Annotated in this window: 20 protein-coding genes and 1 pseudogene; 14 read left to right on the top strand and 7 right to left on the bottom strand. The window is 64.5% G+C overall.

Features of this window, described 5'->3' with window-relative positions; translation table 11 throughout:
* Positions 1 to 203: 203 nt before the first annotated feature.
* Together ML401_RS24040 and ML401_RS24035 are read right to left on the bottom strand one after the other, a co-directional pair.
* A complete protein-coding gene (locus tag ML401_RS24040) occupies positions 204 to 2135 on the bottom strand; it encodes a long-chain fatty acid--CoA ligase (RefSeq protein WP_285807130.1) in 1932 nt (643 codons plus the stop codon).
* A complete protein-coding gene (locus ML401_RS24035; RefSeq protein ID WP_194403350.1) occupies positions 2132 to 2953 on the bottom strand; it encodes an ABC transporter ATP-binding protein in 822 nt (273 codons plus the stop codon). The genes ML401_RS24040 and ML401_RS24035 overlap by 4 nt, the downstream gene beginning before the upstream one ends.
* A 336-nt stretch (positions 2954 to 3289) precedes the next feature.
* Here ML401_RS24035 and ML401_RS24030 point away from each other — a divergent pair, with 336 nt between their 5' ends.
* Complete coding sequence (locus tag ML401_RS24030; protein WP_194403349.1) at positions 3290 to 3964, top strand: Crp/Fnr family transcriptional regulator; 675 nt, start codon at positions 3290 to 3292, stop codon at positions 3962 to 3964.
* 6 nt (positions 3965 to 3970) lie between these two features.
* Here ML401_RS24030 and ML401_RS24025 read toward each other — a convergent pair whose 3' ends face one another.
* Entirely contained in the window at positions 3971 to 5233 is a 1263-nt protein-coding gene (locus ML401_RS24025) for an MFS transporter (protein WP_211419818.1), read from the bottom strand.
* A gap of 295 nt (positions 5234 to 5528) precedes the next feature.
* On the opposite strand from ML401_RS24025, the gene ML401_RS24020 reads away from it, so the two are divergent.
* A complete protein-coding gene (locus tag ML401_RS24020) occupies positions 5529 to 8732 on the top strand; it encodes a CHAT domain-containing tetratricopeptide repeat protein (RefSeq protein WP_285807129.1) in 3204 nt (1067 codons plus the stop codon).
* Between the two features lie 12 nt (positions 8733 to 8744).
* On the opposite strand, the gene ML401_RS24015 is transcribed toward ML401_RS24020, so the two are convergent.
* Positions 8745 to 9584 carry a uroporphyrinogen-III synthase gene (locus ML401_RS24015; protein ID WP_285807128.1) on the bottom strand — a complete coding sequence of 280 codons (840 nt, stop codon included), beginning with the start codon at positions 9582 to 9584 and terminating at the stop codon, positions 8745 to 8747.
* Positions 9585 to 9736: 152 nt separating this feature from the next.
* Between ML401_RS24015 and purU the strand changes: the two genes are divergently transcribed.
* A complete protein-coding gene (gene purU, locus ML401_RS24010) occupies positions 9737 to 10600 on the top strand; it encodes a formyltetrahydrofolate deformylase (RefSeq protein ID WP_211419815.1) in 864 nt (287 codons plus the stop codon).
* A gap of 63 nt (positions 10601 to 10663) precedes the next feature.
* Here the strand turns inward: purU and ML401_RS24005 are convergent, their stop codons facing one another.
* Complete coding sequence (locus tag ML401_RS24005) at positions 10664 to 10954, bottom strand: hypothetical protein (protein WP_285807127.1); 291 nt, start codon at positions 10952 to 10954, stop codon at positions 10664 to 10666.
* A gap of 577 nt (positions 10955 to 11531) precedes the next feature.
* On the opposite strand from ML401_RS24005, the gene ML401_RS24000 reads away from it, so the two are divergent.
* From ML401_RS24000 to ML401_RS23975, 6 genes are all read left to right on the top strand, one after another.
* Positions 11532 to 12710, top strand: a complete 1179-nt coding sequence (locus ML401_RS24000) for an ABC transporter substrate-binding protein (protein WP_259214414.1) — start codon at positions 11532 to 11534, stop codon at positions 12708 to 12710.
* 184 nt (positions 12711 to 12894) lie between these two features.
* Positions 12895 to 13764 (top strand): branched-chain amino acid ABC transporter permease, encoded by an 870-nt coding sequence (locus ML401_RS23995; RefSeq protein ID WP_028143352.1) that lies wholly within the window; start codon positions 12895 to 12897, stop codon positions 13762 to 13764.
* 8 nt (positions 13765 to 13772) lie between these two features.
* Entirely contained in the window at positions 13773 to 14801 is a 1029-nt protein-coding gene (locus ML401_RS23990) for a branched-chain amino acid ABC transporter permease (protein ID WP_285807126.1), read from the top strand.
* Positions 14798 to 15553 (top strand): ABC transporter ATP-binding protein, encoded by a 756-nt coding sequence (locus ML401_RS23985; protein WP_128918270.1) that lies wholly within the window; start codon positions 14798 to 14800, stop codon positions 15551 to 15553. Before ML401_RS23990 ends, ML401_RS23985 begins: the two co-directional genes overlap by 4 nt.
* A complete protein-coding gene (locus tag ML401_RS23980; RefSeq protein ID WP_285807125.1) occupies positions 15546 to 16262 on the top strand; it encodes an ABC transporter ATP-binding protein in 717 nt (238 codons plus the stop codon). The genes ML401_RS23985 and ML401_RS23980 overlap by 8 nt, the downstream gene beginning before the upstream one ends.
* 24 nt (positions 16263 to 16286) lie before the next feature.
* Positions 16287 to 17405 (top strand): cobalamin-independent methionine synthase II family protein, encoded by a 1119-nt coding sequence (locus ML401_RS23975; RefSeq protein WP_285807124.1) that lies wholly within the window; start codon positions 16287 to 16289, stop codon positions 17403 to 17405.
* Between the two features lie 208 nt (positions 17406 to 17613).
* On the opposite strand, the pseudogene ML401_RS23970 reads toward ML401_RS23975, so the two are convergent.
* A pseudogene (locus ML401_RS23970) lies at positions 17614 to 19332 on the bottom strand (caspase family protein).
* A gap of 172 nt (positions 19333 to 19504) precedes the next feature.
* Between ML401_RS23970 and ML401_RS23965 the strand changes: the two are divergent.
* The 3 genes from ML401_RS23965 to ahcY all read left to right on the top strand — a co-directional run bounded on the left by ML401_RS23965 (position 19505) and on the right by ahcY (position 23614).
* Positions 19505 to 20860 (top strand): hypothetical protein, encoded by a 1356-nt coding sequence (locus ML401_RS23965; protein ID WP_285807123.1) that lies wholly within the window; start codon positions 19505 to 19507, stop codon positions 20858 to 20860.
* Positions 20861 to 20921: 61 nt separating this feature from the next.
* Positions 20922 to 22118, top strand: a complete 1197-nt coding sequence (gene metK, locus ML401_RS23960; protein WP_097664730.1) for a methionine adenosyltransferase — start codon at positions 20922 to 20924, stop codon at positions 22116 to 22118.
* Positions 22119 to 22192: 74 nt separating this feature from the next.
* The gene (gene ahcY / locus ML401_RS23955; RefSeq protein ID WP_212091389.1) at positions 22193 to 23614 is read left to right on the top strand and encodes an adenosylhomocysteinase; all 1422 of its coding nucleotides are present in this window, start codon (positions 22193 to 22195) and stop codon (positions 23612 to 23614) included.
* Positions 23615 to 23718: 104 nt separating this feature from the next.
* Here ahcY and ML401_RS23950 read toward each other — a convergent pair whose 3' ends face one another.
* A complete protein-coding gene (locus ML401_RS23950) occupies positions 23719 to 24567 on the bottom strand; it encodes a hypothetical protein (RefSeq protein WP_285807122.1) in 849 nt (282 codons plus the stop codon).
* Positions 24568 to 24729: 162 nt separating this feature from the next.
* On the opposite strand from ML401_RS23950, the gene ML401_RS23945 reads away from it, so the two are divergent.
* The gene (locus ML401_RS23945; protein WP_285807121.1) at positions 24730 to 26187 is read left to right on the top strand and encodes an NAD(P)/FAD-dependent oxidoreductase; all 1458 of its coding nucleotides are present in this window, start codon (positions 24730 to 24732) and stop codon (positions 26185 to 26187) included.
* An 89-nt stretch (positions 26188 to 26276) separates the two neighbouring features.
* Positions 26277 to 26432 (top strand): hypothetical protein, encoded by a 156-nt coding sequence (locus tag ML401_RS23940; protein ID WP_194403332.1) that lies wholly within the window; start codon positions 26277 to 26279, stop codon positions 26430 to 26432.
* The last annotated feature ends 130 nt before the right edge of the window (positions 26433 to 26562 follow it).

Raw genomic sequence — 26562 nt, 5'->3', positions numbered from 1 at the left:
CGAGTCCGGCGCGCTCTTGTCCTGTCCCCCTGTGGGAGAGGGTCGCTTCGCGAAGCGAAGACGGGTGAGGGGCTGTCTCGGCGGTAACGGTGCGGAGAGAGAAGCCCTCACCCGACCGAGAGTGTCGTTGGCTGCGGAGATGCCCTCTCCCACAAGGGGAGAGAGCGCATCGGTCGGCATCGTGCGCTTGGTCGGAAGGTGCTTCACTCCGCCGCCTCCGCCATATGCCCGTGCATCCCCAGATCCACCACGCGCAGCGTGGTGCGCACCCGCTGGGTGGTGCCGTCCTGGAAGCGGATCACGGTGTCGACGGGGATGTCGGCATCGCCGCGGTAGATGGCGTCGATGATCCCGGCGTATTTCTCGTTGATGACGCTGCGGCGCACCTTTCGCGTGCGGGTGAGCTCGCCGTCGTCGGCATCGAGTTCCTTGTAGAGCAAGAGGAAGCGCGAGATGCGCTGCGCGGGCGGCAGCGTGGCATTGACGGTCTCGACCTCCTTGCGAAGCAGCGCATAGACCTCGGGCCGCGAGGCGAGGTCGCTGTAGGTGGTGAAGGAAAGGCGGTTCTTCTCCGCCCATTTCGAGATGATGGAGTAGCGAATGCAGATCATCGCCGCGAGCGCGTCACGGCCGGCGCCCAGCACCACGGCTTCGGCGATATAGGGCGAGAATTTCAGCTTGTTCTCGATGAATTGCGGCGAGAAGCGCTCGCCGCGCGAGGTCTCGGCGAGATCCTTGATGCGGTCGATGACGACGAGTTGCTGGTTGGCGTTGAAATAGCCGGCATCGCCCGACAACATCCAGCCGTCCCTGATGTCGGCGACGCTCGCCTCGGGATTCTTGTAGTAGCCGAGGAACATGTTGGGATGCCGCACCACGATCTCGCCGACGCCGTGGACGTCGGGATTGTCGATGCGGATCTCGACATTGTCGGCCATCGGCACGCCGGTCGTGTCAGGATCGACCTTGCCCTCGGGATGCAGCGTGTAGGCTCCAAGCAGCTCGGTCTGGCCGTACAGCGTACGCAGCGGCACGCCCATGGCCTGGAAGAACTTGAAGGTCTCGGGGCCGAGCGCCGCGCCGCCGGTCGCGGCCGAGCGCAGGCGGGTGAAGCCGAGGCGATCGCGCAGCGCGCGGAACAGGATCGCGTCGGCAAGGCCCGAACGCTTGCCCTGTTCGAGCGCGGCAAGGCCCGATTTCATCCCAACGTCGAACAGGCGCTGCTTGAGAGGCGTGGCGTCCATCACCTTCGCCCTGACGTCGGCGGCGATGGATTCCCAGACCCTGGGCGCAAAAAGCACGAATGTCGGCGCGATCTCGCGCAGATCGTTCATCATCGTGTCGGGCTCTTCGACGAAGTTGATCTTCATCCGGCAGAGCAAGCCTTTGCCGAGCACGTAGACCTGCTCCATGATCCACGGCAGCGGCAGCACCGAGACGTATTCGTCGTCCGGGCCCTTGGGGTCGAAGGCGAGGTAGGTCGCGCAGTGACCGAGCACGCGGCCGGCGGCGAGCATCGCGAGCTTGGGATGAGACGTGGTGCCCGACGTGGTGCAGAGGATCGCGACGTCCTCGCCCTTGGTGGCATCGACCAGTCTGTCGTAAAGTTCGGGCTCGCGCGCCGCACGGGCGCGGCCGAGCTCGGCAAATGTCTCCGCCGACATCAGCCTGGGATCGTCGTATTTCCGCATGCCGCGCGGATCGGAATAGATGATGTGCTTCAGCTTCGGCGCGCGCTCGGCGAGGGTGAGCAGCTTGTCGACCTGCTCCTCGTCCTCGGCGAAGACCAGCTGCGCCTCGCCATAGTTGAGGAGATAGGAGGCCTCCTCGTCGAGCACGTCGCAATAAAGCCCGAGGCTGAGGCCGCCGATGGCGTGCGTCGCCACTTCCGCCGCGACCCAGTCCGGCCGGTTGTCGCCGATGATGCCGACGACGTCGCCGCGGCCAAGGCCCATTTCGACGAGACCGAGCGCGAAGTCGCGGACGCGGGCCTGATAGTCGTTCCAGGTGAACAACCGCCAGAGCCCGAGATCCTTCTCGCGCAATGCGATCTCGTTGCCGTGCTCCTTGGCGTTGAGCCGGAGTATCTTCGGATAGGTGTCGGCCTGGGCGACGCGGCCTGCGTAATCCATCATGCCGCGCACTCCGGAGCTGCGGGCTCGTCGTCGGGATCGACCAGCACCTCGTCTTCCTCGCCGAGATAAGCGCGCCTGACGTGGGGATCGGCGAGCACCGCCGCCGGGTCGCCCTCGGCGATCTTCTTGCCGAAATCCAGCACCATGACGCGATGGGAGATGTCCATCACCACGCCCATGTCGTGCTCGATCATCACCACCGTCATCCCGAACTCCTCGTTGAGATCGACGATGTAGCGGGCCATGTCCTCCTTCTCCTCGAAGTTCATGCCGGCCATCGGCTCGTCGAGGAGAATGAGGCGCGGCTCCAGCGCCATGGCGCGGGCGAGCTCCACGCGCTTGCGCAGGCCGTAGGAGAGGGTGCCGGCTTGCGCCTTCCGCACCGACTGGAGATCGAGGAAGTCGATGATCTCCTCGACCTTGCGGCGGTGCTCGAGCTCCTCCTTGCGCGCGCCGGTGAGCCAGTACAGCGAGCCGGTGAGGAAGTTGTTTTTGAGGAGGTGATGGCGGCCGACCATGATGTTGTCGAGCACGCTCATGTGGTGGAACAGCGCCAGATTCTGGAAGGTGCGGCCGATCCCGAGCGAGGCCCGCGCATTCGGCGTCAGGCCGGTGATGTCGCGATCCCCATAGAAGAGCTGGCCTTCGGTCGGCTTGTAGCGACCGGAAATACAGTTCACGATCGAGGTCTTGCCGGCGCCGTTGGGCCCGATGATCGAGAACAGCTCGCCGTCCTTGATGGCGAAACTGACATCGGTCAGCGCACGGACGCCGCCGAATCGCAAGGACACGCCGCGCACTTCGAGACTGGTAGCCACCAAACGAAACCCTCCCGGTGATGGCGCGTTTTTAGCGGCGCTCTTCGTCCGTTCCGTCGGGCGATCCTAGTACGGTGGTGCCGGTGAGGCCATGCAGCAGATGGTCTCGACCGGAGCCGCGCCACTCTCGTTCCCGCTGGGATCGAAAGCCGCATCTCCCGAGGTGGTCCTCAATAGGGGAAAGCGCTATTTTGAAATGTCTCCCGGCTGACAATTCTGCGACAAAGTTTGCCGGGTGGCCGCGGCCTTCATCTTTCGTCGGATGGCGGTCGCAATAATCATGTTGCAATGCAACAGAAGGTGGAGTGACGAAACGGTGCGGCTGGCCGCAAGATCATGATTTCAGAAGATCATCTGAAGCGCGTCGCCGCGTGGTCGCGCGAGCTCACGCAAGCGGAGATCGAGGTCGCGCGTGCCGGAATCACGGAGCGGTCCTACGGCACCGGCGAGACCGTGTTCATGCGCGGCGATATCTTTGCCTATTGGGCCGGCATGGTGGGCGGCCTTGCCCGCATGGGCGGGGTCTCGCGGGACGGCAAGGAGACCAGCCTCGCCGGGCTGACGGCAGGGGCCTGGTTCGGCGAAGGCAGCGTGCTGAAGAACGAGCCGCGCCGCTATGACGTGGTCGCGCTGCGCGACAGCCGCGTCGCGTTGATGGAACGCAGCGCCTTCATGTGGCTGTTCGAGAACAGCGTCGGCTTCAACCGCTTTCTGGTGCGCCAGCTCAACGAACGGCTCGGCCAGTTCATCGGCATGCTCGAGGTCAATCGCACGCTGGATGCCACCGCACGCCTTGCCCGCAGCATCGCCTCGCTGTTCAACCCGATCCTCTATCCGGAATCGACCGCCCATCTGGAGATCACCCAGGAGGAGATCGGTGCGCTCTCCGGCATGTCGCGCCAGAACGCCAACCGCGCGCTGAACCGGCTGGAGAAGGAGGGGCTGCTGCGGCTCGAATATGGCGGCGTGACCATCCTCGATGTCGAGCGGCTGCGCGGATACGGGGACTAAGGCGGTTCATCGCGCATTGGCGGGCGCGTGCACCGGCCACAGATCGGCGCGCCAGCGGATCGCGATCGCCAGCATCGCGATGAAGCCCGCGGCGGCATAGAGTGAACCGGTCGCGGAATAGCCGATGACGTCGATCAGGCTGCCGGCCGCGAGCAATCCGATCGGCAGGCCGTAGATCACCATCATGCGCACGCCCATCACACGGCCGCGCAGATGCGCGCTGGCCGTCCGCATCAGGATCACGGCGGCCGATATCATCGACATGCTCTGGGCGATACCGGCGAGTACGAGGCAGGCCATCGCCACCGGCATGGTCCTGATTTCGACGAACACCAGCAGCATGGCGTACCAGGCCAGTGTCGCGCCGATCAGAAGCCGGGCAATGCGCACTCCGCTGACGAGGCTGAGCGTGATGGAGCCGATCAGCGAGCCAACAGCGAAGCTCGCCGAGAGGTAACCAAGGCCGGTCTGGTCGGTGTGAAAGATCTCGCGGGCGATGTAGGGCAACAGTCCGCCAGTGAAGGGAAATGCGGTGAGATTGGCCAGGAAGGCGACGCACAGCGCCGCACGCATTCCCGGGCCATTCCAGGCGTAGACGATGCCTTCCTTGAGGTCGCCCAATAGTCGCGACACTGCATGACTGTTTGCCGGAAGATCGCTCGTGATGACGGTCCTCTTGGGACGGGTCAGGCAGAGCATGAGAAGCGCGGCCACGAAGTAGAGGCAGGCGATCGCCACATAGACGAGGCCGATGCCGAGGACGGCGAACAAGCCGGCGCCGGTCAACGCGCCGGCGATGCGCGCGCTGTCCTGCGTGGTGCGCGCCACGCTGATGGCGCCCACCAATTGCTCGGCCGGCATGATCTCGGCGAGCAGCGCGCCCCTGACGCCGAGATCGGAGGGACGAATCAGGCCCATGATCGCGACGATGATCATGACACTCAGCGGCGACAGATGACCGGTCAGCGCCAGAACCATGATGGTCGACGACAGCACCGTATAAGCAAGACGCATCACGACCAGGAGATCGCGATGGCCCATGCGATCGCCGATCATGCCGAACACCGGCGCGACCAACGTCCCGACGAACTGGAGCGAAGCAAGCACGGTGAGCAGCAGCACCGAGCCGGTCTCGACCAAAATGTACCAGCCGAGCACCAGCGTCTCCACCTCGAACGCCCAGGAGGTGAGCAGATCGGACGGCCACTGAAAGCGATAGTTGCGGATGCGGAATGGCGCCAGCGCGGAAGGTCGTGCGGCTGTGCTCAAGGCGCGATGGCTCGTATCACGGCGATTCCCTGCCTTGTTATTGTTCTTTGCAAGCGTAGCGCTGGCGGCGTTCATGTCAATTGAAGCTGCCGCATGGCGTCATGCTCGACGACAACGGGCGATTCGCCGTGCGCCAGCGACACTGTCGGCCCGGCTGCAGGCCCGTTGTTGCGGCCCTCGATCTGCCGGCGAGGTCACACAGTTTTCATTTTGCTGTGGCCCTAGGAGACGGTGGGCGGGCGGACGGAGCAATTGCGGCATGTTGGTATTTCGGCATGGTTTGACTGCGCGGCTGTTGGGTTTCTTGCTTCTCGTGGGCATGGTCGTGTCGCCCTGCCGGGCGGGTCCGCAGGACATGCTGGCGTTGATGCAGCGCATTACGTCGCTGGCGAAGGAGGGCCGCTACGGCGAGGCGGTGGGGCTTGCGCGAAAGCTCGTCGGTGAGGCCGAGAAGAGCGCGGGCCGGCAGTCGCCGCTGACGGCAACCACGCTGGTGGTGCTGGGTCAGTCGCTCCAGGCGCAAGGCGAGACGACGGAGGCTGAAGCCGTGCTGCGGCGGGCTCTTGCGATTCGCGAGAAGAGCCTCGGGCCCAATCATCCAGACGTCGCCGCCGTGCTCGGCACGCTCGTCCAGATCGAGCTCGGCCTGAACCGGCTGAGCGAGGCCGAACGGGATATGTCACGCGCCATCGCCATCAACGAGAGCGTGCTGGGCTCCGACCATCTCACGACGGCCCTTGCGCGCATGCAACTCGGCAATCTCCGTCACCGTCAGATGAAGGAGACCGAGGCGCTCGACATGTTCAGTCGCGCGCTCGTGGTCTTCAGGAAGACTTCGGGGCAGGCTGACATCATGATCCCGGTGACGCTGAACAACATCGCGGAGGTCAATCGCGCGCAAGGCCGGTTGCAGCAGGCCGAAGCGAGTTTCGCCGAAGCGCTCGCGCTTCAGGAGAAGCAGCACGGCGCGGACAGCATCTATCTGACCGCGACGCTGAGCAATCTCGGCGAGCTCCGGCGTGCGCAGGGCCGGCTTCAGGACGCCGAGCAATTGGCCCGGCGGGCCCTGGCCATCAGGGAAAAGACGCTCGGGCCCGATCATTCCGACGTCGCGGCGAGCCTCAACAATCTCGCTTTGGTGTTTTCGCGAGAAGGCCGGGACGCCGAGGCCGAGGGGCTGCTGACGCGGGCGCTCGCCATTCAGGAAAAGGCTTTCGGAGCGGCGCATCCGAACGCTGCGACGGCTCTGAACAATCTTGCCGAGGCCTGGGCCCATCTCAATCGCAAGCAGGAGGCCGAGCAGATCTTGCGCAAATCGCTCGCCATACGCGAGAAGGCGCTCGGTCCCGGGCATCTCGACGTTGCCATCGCTCTCGACAATCTGGTGACCTTGCTGGCCGACGGTGATCGGTACGCCGAGGCCGAGCCGTTCGCGCGCCGCTCGCTTGCGCTGCGCGAAGCCGCCCTCGGCGCCTCTCACCCGCTGGTCGCGAACAGCCTGAACAATCTCGCCGTCATCCTGGACAGCACCGGCCGGGCGCAGGAGGCCGAGCCGCTCCTGAAACGCGCGCTGGATATCCGACTGCACGCGCTCGGCGAGACGCATCCGGACGTCGCCTCTAGCTTGGCCAATCTCGGCGCCCATTTTCTCGATTTGCAGGACTGGCCGCAGGCGCGCGCCGCATTTGCGCGGGCGGTGGCGATCCAGAGCGCTCGCCGCGTCGCGGAGTTCGGCGAAGAGGGCCGCAGCGACCTCAAGGCCCGTGAAGACACCAATCCATATCCGGGATTGATCACCGCCGCCTACAATCTCGCGCGCGCCGCCAGTGACGAGCAGAGGAGCGCCTTGCGATCGCAGGCGTTCGAGGCGGCGCAGTGGATCGGTGACGAGCAGGCCGCGCGCGCGATTACCGCGATGTCGGCCCGCATTGCCGATGGGCGCAATGATCTGGCGGCCCGCGTCCGGGAGCGGCAGGACCTCGGCACGCAGGCGGCGGCAACCGACAAGCTGCTGGTGGCGGCGATCTCGCAAGCCAATGTCGCCCGCGATGCGGCCGCAGAACAGGCGCTTCGTGCCCGGGCCTCAGCCCTCGCGGATCAGATTCGGGAGTTGGATCGTACAATCGCCGCGCAGTTTCCGGATTATGCGGCGCTGGTGACCAGGACGCCGATCGCGATCGAGGACGTCCAGAGGCAGCTTCGTCCCAATGAGGCGGTGCTGCTGTTTGCGACGACCTCGCGCGCGACGTTCGTCTGGACCGTGACGCGCTCGGATGTGCGCTGGCATGCCGCCGATCTCGGCGAGAGCCAGCTCAAGGAGACCGTCGGCGCGCTGCGCTGTGGTCTCGACGCGGAGGCATGGCTGGACAAGGCATCCACATGCCCGCAGAAGCTCGGCCGCAATGCTCCATTGGGCGCAGACGAGCCGCTGCCGTTCGATCAGGAGCGCGCCTTTGCGCTTTACCAGGCCCTGCTTGGTCCGGTTGCGCGCGACATCGACGGCAAGGAGCTGATCCTGGTGCCGTCGGGCCCACTGGCGACGCTGCCTTTCCAGGTCCTGCTGACGGACAAGCCCGTGACGGGTGGAGACCTCGCGAAGGCCCCCTGGCTGGTCAAGCGATTTGCGACCACGGTCTTGCCGTCCGTCTCGAGCCTCAAGGCGCTGCGCCAGGTCGCCCGCAGGAGCACGGCATCGAAACCGTTCCTCGGCGTCGGCAATCCCACGCTGGATGGCGATGGCCGCAGCGAGCTTTCGATCTCGCGCGCCACGCTGGCGCGCCAGATCCAGAGCTGCGCCGTCATCCCGACGCAGGCTACCAAGGTCGCACAACGGAGCCTGCGCGCCGTCGACGCACTGTCGGGCGCCACGGCGGACATTGCTCAGCTCCGGCGCCAGATGCCGTTGCCGGAAACCGCGGTCGAATTATGCGCCGTGGCCGACAGTTTCGCGCCGGTCAAAGGCGATGTCGTGCTCGCCAATGATGCATCCGAGACGAGGATGAAGACGCTCAGCCAGAGCGGCGATCTCGCGAAATATCGCATCCTGCATTTCGCGACGCATGGCGCGCTGGCGGGGCAGGTGCGCGGCTCGATCGAGCCCGGGTTGATCCTGAGCCCGCCGGCGATCGCGACGCAAGCCGATGACGGCTATCTCTCCTCGTCGGAGATTTCGGGCCTCAGGCTCGATGCCGACTGGGTGATCCTGTCGGCGTGCAACACCGCCGGCGGCCAGGCTGCCAATTCCGAGGCCTTCTCCGGTCTCGCGCGAGCCTTCTTCTATGCGGGCACGCGTGCGCTGCTGGTCTCGCACTGGGCGGTCAACTCGGATGCCGCGGTTGTCATCACCACCGGCACGATCGATGCCATCAACGCCCATCCCGACATCGGCCGCGCCGAGGCGCTGCGCCGCTCGATCTCCGTCTTGATTGCGAGGGGTGGCGCGAATGCGCATCCCGGCCTCTGGGCGCCGTTCGTGCTGGTGGGCAATACCTCGATGTAGCGGCCCGGTGGATCAGCGCGTCGGGGCCGGCTTGCGCTCTGCCAGCGCCGTGGCCATCGCCGAGATCAGCGGACGCATGAAATAGGCGTCTTCGGCCGGCGAAACGTCGGTGCGCAGGCCGTGAGCGGCGAGCTCGCCCGACACCGCCGGGCCGACCGACGCGATCAGCGTCCGTTCGAGACCGGCGCGCAGCTTGGCCTCGCTGCCATGCGCCTTTGCCGCCTCGATCAGGCGGCGGACCTGGCCGAGATTGGTGAGCGCGAGCGCATCGATCCGCCCCGCGGCCATGTCGTCGACGGCGGCGACGATGTTGGTATCGGCTGCGCTGGAATCGTAGACATACGGCAGCACCGTATCGATCGCGGCGCCTTGCGCGGCGATCGCGCCGGTCAGCGCGCTGTGATCCTTGTCCGGATAGAGCTGCAGGCCGAGACGCCGTCCACTGAGGTCGAGCTTGCCCAGCATCTCGATCACGCCGTCGGTGGTCGGTTTCTCCGTGGTGTGCTGCGCCTCCAGACCGACCTCGCGCAGCGCCTTGCCGGGCTTTGGGCCCCGCGTGAATTTCCGCGTCTTGGCGAGCGCCGCAACGAGCGCGGAATCGAGCCCGCGGGCGCGGGCAAGCTTCATGATCCGCCGCAGGCCTTCGCCGGTCATCAGCACGAGGTCGTCAAGCGGCTTCTCGATGGCGCGGCGGATCCAGGCCTCGACCGGGGCCGGGTCCGGCGCATCGTGGATGGTGAACATCGGGCATTGCACGACCTCGGCGCCTTGCTCGGCCAGCAACTTGGAAAACTGCGCCTCTTCGCGCGTTTCCAGGATCAGGATGCGGGTGCCGTTCAAACGGTCGGCCATGGGGATTCTCCGGTGGTCATTCGCAATCGTCCGTTCATCCTGACTCCACGGTTGGGATTGGCGCAAGGGCGGGGTCGGTGCTAGAGCAGGGCGCAACTCGCGGATCGTTCCGCTGCACAATCCTTCATCAAGAGCCAAGCCCGTCCATCAACATGCCCGATCATCAATATGTTCTGACCTTGTCCTGTCCGGATCGGCCCGGCATTGTCTCGGCGGTGTCGACGTTCCTCGCCCACAACGGACAGAACATTCTCGACGCCCAGCAGTTCGACGACGTCGAGACCAAGAAGTTCTTCATGCGCGTCGTGTTCACCGCGGCCGATCTCGCCGTGGAACTGTCGGCGCTGCAGACCGGCTTTGCGGCGATCGCCGAGCGTTTCGGCATGGAATGGCAGATGCGCGACCGGGCCGCGCATCGCAAGGTGATGCTGCTGGTGTCGAAGTCCGACCACTGCCTGGTCGACATCCTCTATCGCTGGCGCACCGGCGAATTGCCGATGGTTCCGACTGCGATCGTGTCCAACCATCCGCGCGAGGTCTATGCCGGGCTCGATTTCGGCGGCATCCCGTTTCACCATTTGCCGGTCACCAAGGAAACCAAGCGCGAGCAGGAGGCGCAGGTCCTCGATCTCGTCGCCAAGACCGGCACCGATCTCGTCGTGCTCGCCCGCTACATGCAGATCCTGTCGGACGATCTGTCGGCGAAGCTTTCGGGGCGCTGCATCAACATCCACCACTCGTTCCTGCCGGGCTTCAAGGGCGCAAAGCCGTATCACCAGGCCCATGAGCGCGGCGTCAAGCTGATCGGCGCCACGGCCCATTACGTCACGCGCGATCTCGACGAGGGCCCGATCATCGACCAGGACGTCGAACGCATCAGTCATCGCGACACGCCGGAAGATCTCGTCCGCAAGGGCCGCGACATCGAGCGCCGCGTGCTCGCCCGCGCGATCCGCTACCATCTCGACGATCGCGTCATCCTCAACGGCCGCAAGACCGTGGTGTTCGTGGATTAGCGAATAGTGAGTGGCGAGTAGAAGGGATGGCCATTTCGCCACTCCCTATTCGCCATTCGCTCCTTAACGCACCGCGCCAGCCGACGTCGTCGCTGCCGCGCCCTTCTGCGCCTGCTCTTCCTTCTCGCGGTCCGCTGCCGGCAGCAGCCGCTTGCGTTCGCGCTCCTTCATGTAGGCTTCGTATTGCGGCGTCCCCGGTCGCGGCGGCGCATCAGCCGGCAGGCCGCCGGCCCATTGCGGGATGGAGTCGCCCATGCCGGCGGAGAGCCTCTCGTTGACCGTGCCGCAGCCTGCAAGGGTGGAAGCGAGCAGGGCGACTACAGCGATCGAAAGCGGACGGGTGCGCATGGACATCTTTTGGGTCGTGCCCGATCGGGCCTGGAGGCTGAGCACCGGATGGCGTCAGCGGCAAACCATAGCTCTCAACCAGTAAAATTGGCCTATTCAGCGGTGGGCGAGAATGTATACATGATAGGTATTATAATACTCAAATTTTGACCTTGAAGCGCTCGTTTCAGCTGATACGGTATACATTACGTGCTTACGCTTAGTTGTTTGGGGGCAGCGTGACGAGGGGCTTCACCGCGCAGTCGTGAGATGTCCAGATTCTGCAAGTGAGAGGCGGAATCCTCCATCCACTGCATCGTGCGGCCTCCTTAGAGTGGCGTGTCAACGAGCCATCGCCACCCGCTCAGGGGCTTTTTTGTTGACAGGACCATCTTCTTTGTACAATCGTACAAATGTCTCCCGCCGACGTCGAGAGCGGATCACGCGGCTTGCGCCGAATGGTCGCCCAACGTCCGATTGACAACGGGGTTGCAGAGGACGCCATGTGGCCGCACGGCATGGCTTGTCCGTAAGTAAAGAGCGGCAAGGACCGGGCACTCGGTCCGGCTCACAAGAACGCAGGAATGAAGGGGAGGGACATTTGATGTTCGAACGCAAGATCTTTTCGCGCGCCGCAGCAGCGGCCGCCATCGCAAGCTTCGCGGCCGTCGCGCCGGCCAAGGCCGAGGACACCGTCAAGGTCGGTCTGATCCTGCCGATGACAGGCGGCCAGGCCTCGACCGGCAAGCAGATCGAGAACGCGATCAAGCTCTACATGCAGCAGAAGGGCGACACCGTCGCCGGCAAGAAGATCGAGATCATCCTCAAGGATGACGCTGCGATTCCGGACAAGACCAAGACCGCGGCGCAGGAGCTGATCGTCAACGACAAGGTCAACTTCATCGCCGGCTTCGGCGTGACGCCGGCCGCGCTCGCGGCCGCGCCGCTGGCAACGCAGGCCAAGATCCCGGAAGTCGTGATGGCGGCCGGCACCTCGATCATCACCGAGCGCTCGCCCTATATCGTGCGCACCAGCTTCACGCTGGCGCAGTCCTCGACCATCATCGGCGACTGGGCCGTGAAGAACGGCATCAAGAAGGTTGCGACGCTGACCTCGGACTATGCGCCGGGCAATGACGCGCTCAATTTCTTCAAGCAGAACTTCACCGCGGGTGGCGGCGAGGTCGTCGAAGAAGTCAAGACGCCGCTCGCCAATCCCGACTTCGCGCCGTTCCTGCAGCGCATGAAGGACGCCAAGCCCGATGCGATCTTCGTGTTCGTGCCGGCCGGCCAGGGCGGCAACTTCATGAAGCAGTATGCCGAGCGTGGCCTCGACAAGGCCGGCATCAAGGTGATCGGGCCGGGCGACGTCACCGACGACGACCTGCTCAACAACATGGGCGACGCCGTGCTCGGCACGGTCACCGCGCATCTCTACTCCGCGGCGCACCCCTCGCAGATGAACAAGGATTTCGTCGCAGCCTACAAGAAGGCGTTCGGCAATCGTCCGGGCTTCATGGCAGTCAGCGGCTACGACGGCATCCACCTGATCTACGAAGCGCTGAAGAAGACGAATGGCGACACCGACGGCACCAAGCTGGTCGAAGCCATGAAGGGCCAGAAGTGGGAGAGCCCGCGCGGCCCGATTTCGATCGACCCCGAGACCCGCGACATCGTGCAGAACATCTACATCCGCAAGGTCGAGAAGGTTGACGGCGAACTTTACAACGTCGAGTTCGCGACCTTCGAGGCGGTCAAGGATCTCGGCAAGACCAAGAAGTGACGCGCGAAAGCGCGTCGTCCCGGAGCGCGCTTCGCGCGCATCCGGGATTTCGCCCCACTCCAGCGTCGTGCCCGGGCTTGTTCCGGGCATCCACGCAAAGCCCAAGAAGAGAACGGCCAGACAAGAACGTGGATGGCCGGGACAAGCCCGGCCATAACGAGACGAGTAACTCCAAGCTGACACGATGACCTCCATCCTCACCAACCTGTTCGATGGCGTTGCCTACGGCATGCTGCTGTTCGTGCTCGCTTGCGGGCTTGCGGTTACGCTCGGCTTGATGAACTTCGTCAACCTCGCGCACGGCGCCTTCGCCATGGCCGGCGGCTATGTCTGCATGGTGCTCGTCAACCGGATGGGCTGGCCGTTCTTCGCCGCGCTGCCGCTCGCCTTCGTCTCGTCGGCGGCAATCGGCATCGCGCTCGAGCGCACGCTCTACCGCCACCTCTATACGCGCAGCCATCTCGACCAGGTGCTGTTCACCATTGGTCTTACGTTCATGTCGGTCGCCGCCGTCGACTACATCCAGGGATCATCGCGCGTCTTCATCAACCTGCCGGCAGCGCTGCAGGGCCAGTTCGACCTGTTCGGCGTCGGCATCGGGCGCTATCGCCTGATGATCATCGTGATCTGCGGACTGCTCACCATCGCTCTGCAGATGGTGCTGGCCAAGACGCGCTTCGGCAGCCGGTTGCGCGCCGCGGTCGATGATCCGCGCGCCGCGAGCGGCCTCGGCATCAACGTGCCGCAGGTGTTCGCCTTCACTTTTGCCTTTGGCTGCGGACTCGCCGGTCTCGGCGGTGCGCTGAGCGCCGAGATCCTTGGCCTCGATCCGTATTTCCCGCTGAAGTTCATGATCTACTTCCTGATCGTGGTCACCGTCGGCGGCTCCTCCTCTATAACAGGCCCGTTCCTGGCCTCGCTGCTGCTCGGCATTGGCGACGTCGCCGGCAAATATTACGTGCCGAAGATGGGCCCCTTCGTGATCTACACCATGATGATCGTGATCCTGATCTGGCGCCCGAACGGCCTGTTCGGCCGCACGGCCGCGCGTTGAGTTTGCCGATGAGCGCTGCTTCCGACGTCGGATATCACGCCCAGCGCCAGGCACGCTGGACTTACGGAGAAGCCGCCTTCTGGCTGATCGTGCTGGCCTGTGGCTTCGTCTTTCCCACGCGCTATCTGATCATGACCGACATCCTGCGGCTCGCGTTGTTCGCGATGTCGCTCGATCTCATCCTCGGCTATGCCGGCATCGTCTCGCTCGGCCACGCCGCCTTCTTCGGCGTCGGTGCCTATGCGGCGGGGCTTCTCGCGCTGCACGGGATCATCAACGAGCCCGTGCTCGCGTTGATCGTCGCCGGCCTTGCCGCAATGGTGCTCGGCTTTGCCACCAGCTTCCTTGTGATCCGCGGCGTCGACCTGACGCGCCTGATGGTGACACTCGGCATCGCGTTGCTGCTGGAAGCACTCGCCGAACGCTTCTCCAACATCACCGGTGGCACCGACGGCCTGCAGGGCATCGAGATGCAGCCGATCTTCGGCCAGATTCCGTTCGACATGTTCGGCAAGGCTGGCTTCTTCTATTCGCTGGCTGTCCTGTTCCTGTTGTTCCTGTTCGCCCGCCGCGTCGTGCATTCGCCGTTCGGCCTGTCTCTGCGCGCGATCAAGAATAATCCGCTGCGGGCAGCGGCGATCGGTATCCCCGTCAACCGCCGCCTGATCGCCATCTACACGCTGGCGGCCTTCTATGCCGGCATTGCGGGCGCGCTGTTCACCCAGACCACGGCGATCGCCTCGCTCGACGTCTTCGCCTTCGAACGTTCGGCGGACCTGATGCTGGTGCTCGTCATCGGCGGCACCGGCTATCTTTATGGCGGGCTGATCGGCGCGGTGATCTTCCGCATGCTCCAGGAATTGTTCTCCACCATCACCCCGCAATATTGGCAGTTCTGGATCGGCCTCGTGCTGGTCCTGATCGTGCTGATCGGCCGCCAGCGCCTGCATCGCTGGGTGCTGTATGTGCCCAACCTGGTCATCAGGCAGGTTGCGGGACGTAGAGCGGTCGTTGCCGTGCCGGAGAGCGATTCATGACCATCGCGCTCGAAACCCAAAATCTCGAAAAGCAGTTCGGCGGCCTGCGCGTCACTCGCGATCTGTCCTTGAGGATCGAGCAGGGTGCCCGCCACGCGCTGATCGGTCCGAACGGCGCCGGCAAGACCACGGTGATCAACCAGCTCACCGGCGTACTCAAGCCGAACTCGGGGCGCATCCTGCTCGAAGGCCAGGACATCACCGATCTGCCCGTACACAAGCGCGTGCTGCGCGGCCTGTCGCGTACCTTCCAGATCAACCAGCTCTATCCCGACCTGACCCCGCTCGAAACCATCGGCCTAGCCGTTTCCGAACGTCTCGGCCATGGCGGCGACTGGTGGCGGCGGATGGGGACGCGCAGCGACGTCAACGGCGAGATCGCCGATCTGCTCTCGCGCTTCCACTTGCTCGACGTCATGAACGAGCAGACCGTGACGTTGCCATACGGCAAGCAGCGCCTGCTCGAGATCGCGGTCGCGATTGCCGCCAAGCCCCGCGTGTTGTTGCTCGACGAGCCCGCTGCCGGCGTGCCCGAGAGCGAGCGTCACGATATTCTCGCCGTGGTCGGCGCGCTGCCGCGCGACGTCACCGTGCTCTTGATCGAGCACGACATGGACCTCGTCTTCTCCTTCGCCGACCGCATCTCGGTGCTGGTCTCTGGCGCGCTGCTGACCGAAGGCCCGCCCGAGCAGGTCGCGCGCGATCCGCAGGTCAAGGCGGTCTATCTCGGCGAGGAGGCGGTCAATGTCTGACCTGCTCGCGATCGAGGCATTGCGCGCCGGCTATGGCGAGGCGGTGGTGCTGCCCAACATGTCCTTGCGCCTCGCCGAGGGGCAGGTGCTGGCGCTGCTCGGCCGCAACGGCACCGGCAAGACCACGTTGATCAACTCCATCGTCGGCGTCACGCGCCGCTTCTCCGGCTCGGTCGCGCTCGCCGGCACCGACGTCACGAGCCTGCGGCCCGACCAGCGCGCGCGCGCCGGCATCGGCTGGGTGCCGCAGGAGCGCAATATCTTTCGTTCCCTCACGGTCGAGGAGAACATGACCGCGGTGGCGCAGCCTGGCCCCTGGACGGTCGAGAGGATCTACGAGATGTTCCCGCGGCTGAAGGAGCGGCGGAGCAATTTTGGCAACCAGCTCTCCGGCGGCGAGCAGCAGATGCTGGCGATCGGCCGCGCGCTGACCTTGAACCCGAAAGTACTGCTGCTTGACGAGCCGACGGAAGGCCTTGCCCCGATCATCGTCGAGGAGCTCTTGAAGGCGATCGGGACCATCACCCGGGCGGGCGGCATCTGTTCGATCATCGTCGAGCAGAATGCCCAAAAGATTCTGGGGCTCGCCGACCGCGTTGTGATATTGGAGCGCGGAACGATCGTCCACGACGCTCCGAGCGCCGCGCTGAAGGCCGACCCTTCGGTCCTGGAACGCCATCTCGGCGTCGCCGGGGCGGCGGCTCACTAAACTAAAATGTCCAGGGAGTAAGACATGCAGCGCACCAAAGCCCCCTTCCGCGCCGACAAGGTCGGCAGCCTCCTGCGTCCGGCCAAGATCAAGGAAGCCCGCAGCCGGCTCGAGAAGGGCGAGATCTCGGCCGACGATCTGCGCAAGATCGAGGACATGGAGATCGAGAAGGTCGTGCACAAGCAGGCCTCGGTCGGCCTGAAGCTCGCGACCGACGGCGAATTCCGCCGCTCCTGGTGGCATTTCGACTTCCTGGCCAAGCTCACCGGATGCGAGCTGTTCCATCCCGACGCCGGCATCCAGTTCGCGGGCGTGCAGACCCGTCACGATGCGGTGCGCGTGATCGACAAGCTCGACTTCCCCGCAGATCACCCGATGCTCGACCACTTCCGCTTCCTGAAGAAGGTCGCTGATCAGGCCCACGTCACCGCCAAGATGACGATCCCGTCGCCCGCGGTGCTGCACTTCCGCGGCGGCCGCAAGTCGATCTCCAAGGACGTCTATCCCGATCTCGAGGCCTTCTACGAGGATCTCGGCAAGACCTATCGCAAAGCCGTCAAGGCGTTCTACGACGCTGGCTGTCGTTATCTGCAGTTCGACGACACCGTGTGGGCATACCTCTGCTCGCAGGAGGAATTGCAGAAGGCGCGCGAGCGCGGCGACAATCCGGACGGCCTGCAGCAGATCTATGCACGCATCATCAACTACGCGCTGGCCGAGAAGCCCGCCGACATGGTGGTGACGACGCATGTGTGTCGCGGCAATTTCCGTTCGACCTGGATTTCCTCGGGCGGCTACGAGCCGGTGGCCGAAACCATGCTCGCCGGCACCAATTACGATGGCTACTTCCTGGAATATGACAGCGATCGCGCCGGCGGCTTCGAGCCGCTGCGCTTCCTGCCCAAGGGCAACAAGGTCGTCGTGGTCGGCGTCATCACCTCGAAGTTCGGCGAGCTCGAGAAGAAGGACGACATCAAGCGCCGCCTCGAGGAAGCCGCCAAGTTCGCGCCGCTGGAGCAGCTCGCGCTCTCCCCGCAATGCGGGTTCGCCTCGACCGAGGAGGGCAACATCCTCTCCGAGGAAGAGCAGTGGGCCAAGCTCAGCCTCGCGGTCGAGATCGCCAAGGAAGTGTGGGGCCAGTAAGCCTCGCATTGTCGCTTGCGTAGAGGCGAGGCCTCTCCACACACTCACTGTCGTTCCCCGCGAAGGCGGGGAATCCAGTACGCCGCGGCCGCTCGATAAGGCGCGGCCGTCACGGAGTCCTGGATCGCCCGATCAAAGTCGGGCGACGACACCGGGCAGGTGGCTGATAGCTCCGCGATCCTGGACGTCACGACGCAAAAGCCCGCCCTCACTTCTCCGCCAGATACACCTCGCCCAGCAGCGACGAGTTCGACCACGGCACCTGCTTGTTTTTCGTGGACGAGACCACTTCCGCCCGCACCCGCGTCAGCATCTGCTGCACTCCACCCCGGGCGTGCCGATATGGCGGGACAACGCGGCGGAGAGCGGCGAGTTGGCGCCTTCGCCGTCGAGCGCGACCTGGCCCGGCGCGGTCGCGAAGGCGATCAGCGTGCCGGCTCCCAATGTCGCGCCGCTACCGAGGCTGGTCGGAGCTGCGAGGCCCGAGGCGCCTTCGATGCCGCGATTGGTGCCGGCGCTTGCCACCTGCTGCGCCATCGGATTGTTGCGGCAGGCATCGAAGATCAGGATGTTGGTGCGCACCTGGTCGTCGAGGCCGGCCATGATCGTGTCCATGTCGATCATCGCGTCCGTCATGGCCGTGCCCGGCTTGAGCGCGACGTCGACGGGAATGAGATAGTTGCGGCCGTCGACCTGCACGCCATGGCCGGCATAATAGACCACCGCGACCTGCGCCCGGGCCGCCTCGCGCAGGAAGTCGCGCGTCATCTTCTGCATCGCGGCACGGTCCAGATCGATACCCTCCGACACGGTGAAACCGATGTCGCGCAGGCTTCTGGCGACGGCGCGCGCGTCGTTGGCTGGATTGGGCAGCGCCTTGACATGCGCATAGGCGCCGTTGCCGATGATCAGCGCCATGCGGGCGCCGCGAATGGTCGGAGTGGGCGAGGCGGCCGGTGCCGCGCCGGTCTGCTGCGCGGCAGGAGTCATCGCCGGTTGCGGCGTCGGTGAGGGCGCATCGCGCGGGATCGGGGCGCTCGCGTCCGTCACCAGCGACAGCCGCACCTTGGCAGTGGCCTGGTTGGCCTTGCTGCCGGCGTCGGACGCCACGATCGCCAGTGTCGCGTTGTAGTCGTCGCGCGCGCGGGCGTAGTCACCCTTGGCTTCATAGGCCAGCGCGCGGTGTGTGTAGCCTGAGATCAGCACGCTGTTCGGCGGCGTCATGATGTTGGCCGGCAACTTGTCCCTGGCGAGCCGGATCGCCTCGCTGCCATCGGCGATGGCGCGATCGAGATCGCCCTTGGCGCGCCAGATCGCGGTGCGGTTGATCAGCGGCTGCGGCAGCGACGGATCAAGCCGGATCGCCTGGTTGATGTCGGCGAGCGCACCGTCGAGATCGCCGAGTGCCTGCTTCGAGATGCCGCGGTTCTGGAACGAGAACGCCGATTTCGGATCGGCCTTGATCGCCATGTCGTAATCGGCAATGGCCTTGGCGTAGTCGTGCTTGCCACGCCAGGCGTTGCCGCGATTGTGGAAGATGGTGCCACTGGGCGGTCCGAGCTTCAGCGCGTCGTCGAAATCGCTGATCGCGATCTCGTAGTCGCCCTTGTCGTAATAGGCCGATCCCCTGAGATTGTAGGCCGCCTGGCTCGGATGGAGCCGGATCGCTTCGGTGGCGTCCGTGATGACCTTGGAATAGTCGCCCTTCTTGTTCCAGCCGACCGCGCGCCAGAAATGGATCGTCGCAAGCTGCTCGCCCCGAAACACCTTCAACGCGATGATCTTGTTGCAGGCATCGATCATCTTGTCCGCCGGCGCCGTGTCGGTGGTGCAGAGCGGCCCCAAGCTGGTTGCGCGCCTGCGCGCCCGCGGGCGCGGACCACAGGAATGCTGTGAGCAGAGTGAGCGCGACGAGCAGGCGGCGCATGGCGATGGCTCCGTCAGAGGAGAAGCGCCTGTTTGTTGCCCGGCGGGCCGGCGGGGTTCATCCGTCCACGGCGGCGCGAACGGGGCGGGAGAAGCCCAGATGCGCTATTCCCTCGGTGGGCAGATTTTGCTAGGGAATTCGTCCCACTCCGTCTGCCCACCGCATCCCATCCATGAAGAACGACGAAATCCTGAGCCAGATCACGGAGTTCTGCCGCACGGCGGACATGGCGGAATCGACGTTCGGCCGGCGCGCGGTGAACGATGGCAAGCTGGTGCATCGCCTGCGCGAGGGCAAGCGCATCACCATCGACACGCTGGAGCGGATCCAGGCCTATATCGCGGCATCGACGACCGGTGGCCTGCCGCCGCCGCGGGGGCTTCAGGTGCCGCCGGAAAAGCGGGATCCGCGCGGCAATTTCCGCTTTTTCGAGAACCGGCAGAAGTACCTGCTGTTCGTCCACACCTGCAGCGAGAAACGGGTGGTCGCGGACCGGGTGGCGCTGGAGCTCGCCTCGATCCATCCCCGCCCGCCGGCCCTGCGCATCTTCGACGCCGGCGTCGGCGACGGCACGGTGCTGGCGCGGGTGCTGCGCGCAACGCACCAGCGCTATCCTCACATGCCGTTCTACGTCGCCGGCAAGGAGCTCAGCCTCGAGGACCTGCGCCTGACGCTGGAGAAGGTGCCGGACCGCATTTTCGAGCATCCGGCGTCGGTGTTCGTCTTCACCAACATGTTCTACTCGGAAGCGCCCTGGCTCACGCCGGCATCGCCCGCGGCGGCGGCAGCGACCGTCTGGCATGAGGTCCCGCTGCGGGGCGCCTCGTCGGGCGAGTTCGAGCAGCAGATCGCAGAGCTCCGGCCCTTCCTGGAGCAGAACTGGCGCGCCGCGATCAGCCCGCGCACCGCCATGCCGCTTTACGAGCGGCCCGTCGTTCTGGTGCTGTATCGAGAGGATCACAGGTTCCTGCTGGATTCGACCATTCCTCGGCCGGGCCAGACCGAAGCCAATTTCGACCTCGTCATCGCGTCCCAGCCCTACCGCGCTTTGTCCTCGGTCAACTTCCGGGCCAAGCGGATCATCGCACCGCTGGCGCGGGCGCTGCGGCCGGGCGGGCGGCTGATCGGGATCCACTCCCATGGCCAGGATCCAGGCATGGAAATGATCCAGGCGATCTGGCCCGGAGAAAATCCTTTCGCGGTGAGCCGTCATGAGCTATTGCGCGCCGTTAAGTATGAACTGGGATCGGTGGGCCGCGACTTAAATTTTAATGCATATGCGGATAACCGCTCGATCTTCAGGTATGATATGGAAGCGCTGCCCAACGAGGTGACCGGGACGATCGGAACCTCGACGGCCTTTGCAGCGTGGAATGCGGCGGTGTATGTCGCTCAGATTGAGGACGACCGGTTGACGGCAATGACTCAAAACGGCCGCACTCTGGATGCCGCCAGGGACGTGCTGCGAAAGTACAATGGGCTCTGGTTTCTCGACGAATCCTACGTCATCTCGCGCCGGCGTGATTGACATCTCCACAGGTAAACATCGCAAACGCCCGCCGGCTTAGCGGCGGAATAAGGGGTTACTGATGCGCGCGTCCTATCTCTTTACCAGCGAGTCCGTGTCCGAGGGTCATCCGGACAAGGTCTGCGACCGCATTTCCGACGAGATCGTCGATCTGTTCTACCGCGAAGGGCCGAAGGCCGGCATCGACCCCTGGCAGATCCGCGCCGCCTGCGAGACGCTCGCCACCACCAACAAGGTGGTGATCGCGGGTGAGACCCGCGGTCCGAAGTCGGTGACCAACGAGCAGATCGAGGGCGTCGTCCGCGGCGCGATCAAGGACATCGGCTACGAGCAGGAAGGCTTCCACTGGAAGACCTGCGACATCGAGATCCTGCTGCATCCGCAGTCGGCCGACATCGCCCAGGGCGTCGATGCGCTGCAGCCGGGCGAGGTCAAGGAAGAGGGCGCGGGCGACCAGGGCATCATGTTCGGCTACGCCACCAACGAGACGCCCGATCTGATGCCGGCGCCGATCTTCTACGCCCACAAGATCCTCCGCCTGATCTCCGAAGCGCGCCACTCCGGCAAGGAGAAGGTGCTCGGACCGGACTCCAAGAGCCAGGTCACCGTGCAGTACGAGAACGGCAAGCCGGTCGGCGTGCGCGAGATCGTGGTCTCGCACCAGCATCTGGTCGAGGACATCTCGTCCAAGCAGATCCGCGACATCGTCGAGCCCTATGTGCGCGAGGCGCTGCCGAAGGACTGGATCACGCCGAAGACGATCTGGCACATCAACCCGACCGGCAAGTTCTTCATCGGCGGTCCCGACGGCGATTCCGGCCTGACCGGCCGCAAGATCATCGTCGACACCTATGGTGGCGCGGCCCCGCATGGCGGCGGCGCGTTCTCCGGCAAGGATCCGACCAAGGTCGACCGCTCGGCGGCTTATGCCGCGCGCTACGTCGCCAAGAACATCGTTGCCGCCGGCCTTGCCGACCGCTGCACGCTGCAGCTCGCCTACGCCATCGGCGTGGCGCGCCCGCTGTCGATCTACATCGACACCCACGGCACCGGTAAGGTGCCGGAGGAGCAGCTCGAGAAGGCCGCGGCGCAGGCGATGGATCTGACGCCCCGCGGCATCCGCACCCATCTCGACCTCAACCGTCCGATCTACGCGCGCACCTCGGCCTATGGCCATTTCGGCCGCACGCCCGACAATGAGGGTGGCTTCTCCTGGGAGAAGACCGACCTCGTCGAGCAGCTCAAGCGCGCGCTCTAAGTCACTTGCGTCATTCCGGGGCGCCGCGACGGCGGCGAGCCCGGAATGACGAGCCAAACAGACAGGAACCCCCTATGAACGCGAAGCCCGGCTTCACCGATTACATCGTCAAGGACATTTCGCTCGCCGATTTCGGCCGCAAGGAGCTCTCGCTGGCCGAGACCGAGATGCCCGGCCTGATGGCCACCCGCGAGGAGTACGGCCCGAAGCAGCCGCTGAAGGGCGCCCGCATCGCCGGCTCGCTGCACATGACGATCCAGACCGGCGTGCTGATCGAGACGCTGGCCGCGCTCGGCGCCGACATCCGCTGGGTCTCCTGCAACATCTATTCGACGCAGGACCATGCTGCCGCCGCGATCGCGGCCGCCGGCATTCCCGTCTTCGCCGTCAAGGGCGAGACGCTGACCGAATACTGGGACTACACCGCAAAGCTGTTCGACTGGCACGGCGGCGGTCACCCGAACATGATCCTCGATGACGGCGGCGATGCCACCATGTACGTCCATCTCGGTCTGCGCGCCGAGAAGGGCGATACCGCCTTCCTCGACAAGCCCGGTTCGGAAGAAGAGGAAGTCTTCTTCGCGCTGCTGAAGAAGCAGCTCAAGGAGAAGCCGAAGGGCTACTTCGCGGCGATTGCCGAGAGCATCAAGGGCGTGTCCGAAGAGACCACGACGGGCGTGCACCGTCTCTATGACATGCAGAAGGCCGGCACGCTGCTGTGGCCGGCCATCAACGTCAACGACAGCGTCACCAAGTCGAAATTCGACAACCTCTATGGCTGCCGTGAATCGCTGGTCGACGGCATCCGCCGCGGCACCGACGTGATGCTGTCGGGCAAGGTCGCGATGGTCGCCGGCTTCGGCGACGTCGGCAAGGGCTCGGCCGCCTCGCTGCGCCAGGCCGGCTGCCGCGTGATGGTGTCGGAAGTCGATCCGATCTGCGCGCTGCAGGCCGCGATGGAAGGCTACGAGGTCGTGACCATGGAAGACGCCGCGCCGCGTGCCGACATCTTCGTCACCGCCACCGGCAACAAGGACATCATCACGATCGAGCACATGCGCGCGATGAAGGATCGCGCCATCGTCTGCAACATCGGTCACTTCGACAACGAGATCCAGATCGCCAGCTTGCGCAATCTGAAGTGGACCAACATCAAGCCGCAGGTCGATGAGATCGAGTTCCCCGACAAGCACCGCATCATCATGCTGTCGGAGGGCCGCCTGGTGAACCTCGGCAACGCGATGGGCCATCCGTCCTTCGTGATGTCGGCGTCGTTCACCAACCAGACGCTGGCGCAGATCGAGCTGTTCGCCAACAACAAGGACGGCAAGTACAAGAAGGAAGTCTACGTGCTGCCGAAGACGCTCGACGAGAAGGTCGCACGCCTGCACCTCGCCAAGATCGGCGTCAAGCTCACCGAGCTCCGCAAGGACCAGGCCGACTACATCGGCGTCAAGCAGGAAGGTCCGTACAAGTCGGATCATTACCGCTACTGAGACGCAGCGTCCTGAACGCTGACGAGACTGAAATCGTCGAATCGACAATGGCCGGGCGCAAGCCCGGCCATTGCTCTATGCGGGGCCCGCAGGCGGCAAGCCGGTCAAGATTGCTTCTTTTGGTCGGGCCCGGTGCCACGCAATTGCACGAATTTTTGCAGCGTATCGAACCAGAATGGCGCGCCGAACAGCGCGGCGATCGCGCTGATGAGCCATCCCGGGATGACGAAGGCCCAGTTCAGCCCCGTGAAGAAATTGCCAAGGGCGCCGTTGCTCCAGCCGAAAGGCAGCTTGAGCTGTTCCAATTGCGCAAGTGCCTGTTGCGCAGTCGCGCCAGGCTGAGGCGAAATACCCTTGAGCAACATCGGCTGATCCCAGAGCGTCGCGGCAATCTTGACCGTGTCGATATTCAACGCGACCGCGACAACGAAAGCGATGATGAGCGACCATAGTTGTGTCTTGCGCTTGTACGAGCCCGAGACCCGCTCCATGCTTTGATCGAACCAGGAGGCGATCTCATCGCGAACCTGACTGAAATTGCCGTTCGTGCGGTCGACGATTCCGTTGAGAACGTCCTTCAGTTGCTGATCCTGAACCGTGCTTATGCTCGCTTTCAGCTCGGTGAGCGTCTGGGCGGGGTTGAGGTTGACCACGTCGGTCAGGGCGGACGCAAACAGCTTCGGATCGATGTAGGACGGCTTGATCGGCGGACTGGTGCCAGCGGTTGCAGTGCCACTCGAAAGACTGTTCACCAGGCCGTGGTTGTAGATGTCCACTGCCAGCCCAGTGAAGTTCTGATCGTTCAAGAGTTTCTTGACGCCTTCGAACAGTGTGTTCGCCCGCCAGGACATGGCCGAGGAAAGTGCCTCCGTGACCGTACTGGCGATCAGGCTGACGGTCAGAAAAGTGAAAATCAGGCCAATCGCGATATCCAATACATTGCTGCCAAACATGAAGCCCCCCACCAGATTATGAACTGAAAATCAAAGACTGTGCGTAGGCAAAAAGACCACCTATAGTAGTCGGCGCTACGGGACCGTCAACACGGCCCTCCCTTGCGTGGCTGCGCTATTATGTCATCTGATGGGGTATTGGCGCCGTCGAGGAGAAACGTCATGGCAAACCATTTCGACGTGCTGATCGTCGGTGCCGGCCTGTCCGGCATCGGCGCGGGCTATCATCTCCAGACCAAATGCCCGGGCAAAAGCTACGTCATTCTGGAGGGCCGCGACTGCATCGGCGGCACCTGGGACCTCTTCCGCTATCCCGGCATCCGCTCCGACAGCGACATGTTCACGCTCGGCTATTCCTTCAAGCCGTGGACCGATCCGAAGGCGATCGCGGACGGGCCGCAGATCCTGAACTATGTGCGCGAGACCGCGACCGAGAACGGCATCGACAAGCACATCCGCTTCCGCCATCGCGTCAAGCGCGCATCGTGGTCGACGCCAGACGCGCGCTGGACGGTGGAAGCCGAGCGCATCACGGGCGAGGGCGCGAGCGAGCTCGTGCGCTTCACCTGCAATTTCCTGTTCATGTGCTCGGGCTATTACAAATACGAGGCGGGCTATACGCCGGAGTTCAAGGGCGCCAGTGATTTCGCCGGCCGCATCGTCCATCCGCAGAAATGGACCGAGGACATCGACTATGCGGGAAAACGCGTCGTCGTGATCGGTTCGGGCGCCACCGCGGTGACGCTGGTGCCGGAGCTCGCCAAGAACGCCGCGCAGGTCACCATGCTGCAGCGCTCGCCGACCTATGTGGTGTCGCGGCCGGCGCAGGATCCCGTCGCCAACAAATTGCGCCGCAATCTGCCGGCGCGGCTGGCCTATCATTTGATCCGCTGGCGCAACGTGATGTGGGGGATGTTCTTCTTCCAGCTCAGCCGGCGACGGCCGGACAAGGTGAAGAACCTGATCCTCGGTGGCGTGCGGATGGCGCTCGGCCCCGATTACGATGTCGCGACCCATTTCACCCCGCGCTACAATCCCTGGGACCAGCGTCTGTGCCTCGTGCCCGATGGCGACCTCTTCAAGGCGATCCGCGAGCAGCGCGCCAGCGTCGTGACCAACGAGATCGACACGTTCACGCATGACGGCATCCGCCTGAAGGACGGAAGCGAGCTTGCGGCCCACATCATCGTGACCGCGACCGGGCTGGTGCTCCAGGTCGTCGGCGGCCTCGAGGTCAGTGTCGACGGCCGGGTCGTCGATTTCGCCAAGACGTTGACCTACAAGGGCATGATGTATGCCGACGTGCCGAACATGGCCTCGGCCTTCGGCTACACCAACGCGTCCTGGACGCTGAAATGCGATCTCACCTGCGAATATGTCTGCCGTCTCATCAACTACATGGACCGGCACAATTTCCGCCAGTGCATGCCGCACAATGACGACCCCGCCATCACCGCGCAGCCTTCGCTCGATTTCACCTCGGGCTATGTGCAGCGCTCGGTGGCCAAGATGCCGAAGCAGGGCTCCAAGCAGCCGTGGCGGCTGTATCAGAACTACGCGCTCGACATCGTCACCTTGCGCTTCGGCCGCATCGACGATGGCGTGATGCGATACTCCTGACGGTTGTGACCCGGACGGTTAACGCCGGATTTACGGATCAGTCCTAGCCTGTCTCGGCCGGGGTTACTCGCAAGGCCGAGGTAAGCCCAATGGAAGCCCAGAGAATCGCAGTCGACGCCGTCGTCGCGCTGACCGATTGCGACCGCGACGCCGTCGTCGCCTTCATCCGCCGTCTCTATCAGGCTGGCGTCACCGACCCCAAGCGCCTGACCTTCAAGGGCCTCCAGGCGCTGTCCCGGACCTGATGGCTCGATCGGCCGGCGCCAGGTTCCTTCGTGCGCTCTCTCCAGTGTGAACGCAACCCAACGGTGAGCATCTTGTCGCGCCCGTTCGGCCGGAGTAGACGACGTCCCCGGCTGGGTTCACTGGGGAACG

The sequence above is a fragment of the Bradyrhizobium sp. 62B genome (assembly GCF_030272265.2).
Taxonomy (GTDB): Bacteria; Pseudomonadota; Alphaproteobacteria; order Rhizobiales; family Xanthobacteraceae; genus Bradyrhizobium.
The sequence above is the reverse complement of the archived record's forward strand: the minus strand, read 5'-3'. Positions and strand labels throughout refer to the sequence as shown.

Bases quoted from the DNA above. Each gene is read 5' to 3' on its own strand.
- ML401_RS24040 (WP_285807130.1), bottom strand. From the start codon at position 2,135: ATGATGGATTACGCAGGCCGCGTCGCCCAGGCCGACACCTATCCGAAG.
- ML401_RS24030 (WP_194403349.1), top strand. From the start codon at position 3,290: ATGATTTCAGAAGATCATCTGAAGCGCGTCGCCGCGTGGTCGCGCGAG.
- ML401_RS24015 (WP_285807128.1), bottom strand. From the start codon at position 9,584: ATGGCCGACCGTTTGAACGGCACCCGCATCCTGATCCTGGAAACGCGC.
- purU (WP_211419815.1), top strand. From the start codon at position 9,737: ATGCCCGATCATCAATATGTTCTGACCTTGTCCTGTCCGGATCGGCCC.
- ML401_RS24005 (WP_285807127.1), bottom strand. From the start codon at position 10,954: ATGTCCATGCGCACCCGTCCGCTTTCGATCGCTGTAGTCGCCCTGCTC.
- ML401_RS24000 (WP_259214414.1), top strand. From the start codon at position 11,532: ATGTTCGAACGCAAGATCTTTTCGCGCGCCGCAGCAGCGGCCGCCATC.
- ML401_RS23995 (WP_028143352.1), top strand. From the start codon at position 12,895: ATGACCTCCATCCTCACCAACCTGTTCGATGGCGTTGCCTACGGCATG.
- ML401_RS23990 (WP_285807126.1), top strand. From the start codon at position 13,773: ATGAGCGCTGCTTCCGACGTCGGATATCACGCCCAGCGCCAGGCACGC.
- ML401_RS23985 (WP_128918270.1), top strand. From the start codon at position 14,798: ATGACCATCGCGCTCGAAACCCAAAATCTCGAAAAGCAGTTCGGCGGC.
- ML401_RS23980 (WP_285807125.1), top strand. From the start codon at position 15,546: ATGTCTGACCTGCTCGCGATCGAGGCATTGCGCGCCGGCTATGGCGAG.
- ML401_RS23975 (WP_285807124.1), top strand. From the start codon at position 16,287: ATGCAGCGCACCAAAGCCCCCTTCCGCGCCGACAAGGTCGGCAGCCTC.
- ML401_RS23965 (WP_285807123.1), top strand. From the start codon at position 19,505: ATGAAGAACGACGAAATCCTGAGCCAGATCACGGAGTTCTGCCGCACG.
- metK (WP_097664730.1), top strand. From the start codon at position 20,922: ATGCGCGCGTCCTATCTCTTTACCAGCGAGTCCGTGTCCGAGGGTCAT.
- ahcY (WP_212091389.1), top strand. From the start codon at position 22,193: ATGAACGCGAAGCCCGGCTTCACCGATTACATCGTCAAGGACATTTCG.
- ML401_RS23950 (WP_285807122.1), bottom strand. From the start codon at position 24,567: ATGTTTGGCAGCAATGTATTGGATATCGCGATTGGCCTGATTTTCACT.
- ML401_RS23945 (WP_285807121.1), top strand. From the start codon at position 24,730: ATGGCAAACCATTTCGACGTGCTGATCGTCGGTGCCGGCCTGTCCGGC.
- ML401_RS23940 (WP_194403332.1), top strand. From the start codon at position 26,277: ATGGAAGCCCAGAGAATCGCAGTCGACGCCGTCGTCGCGCTGACCGAT.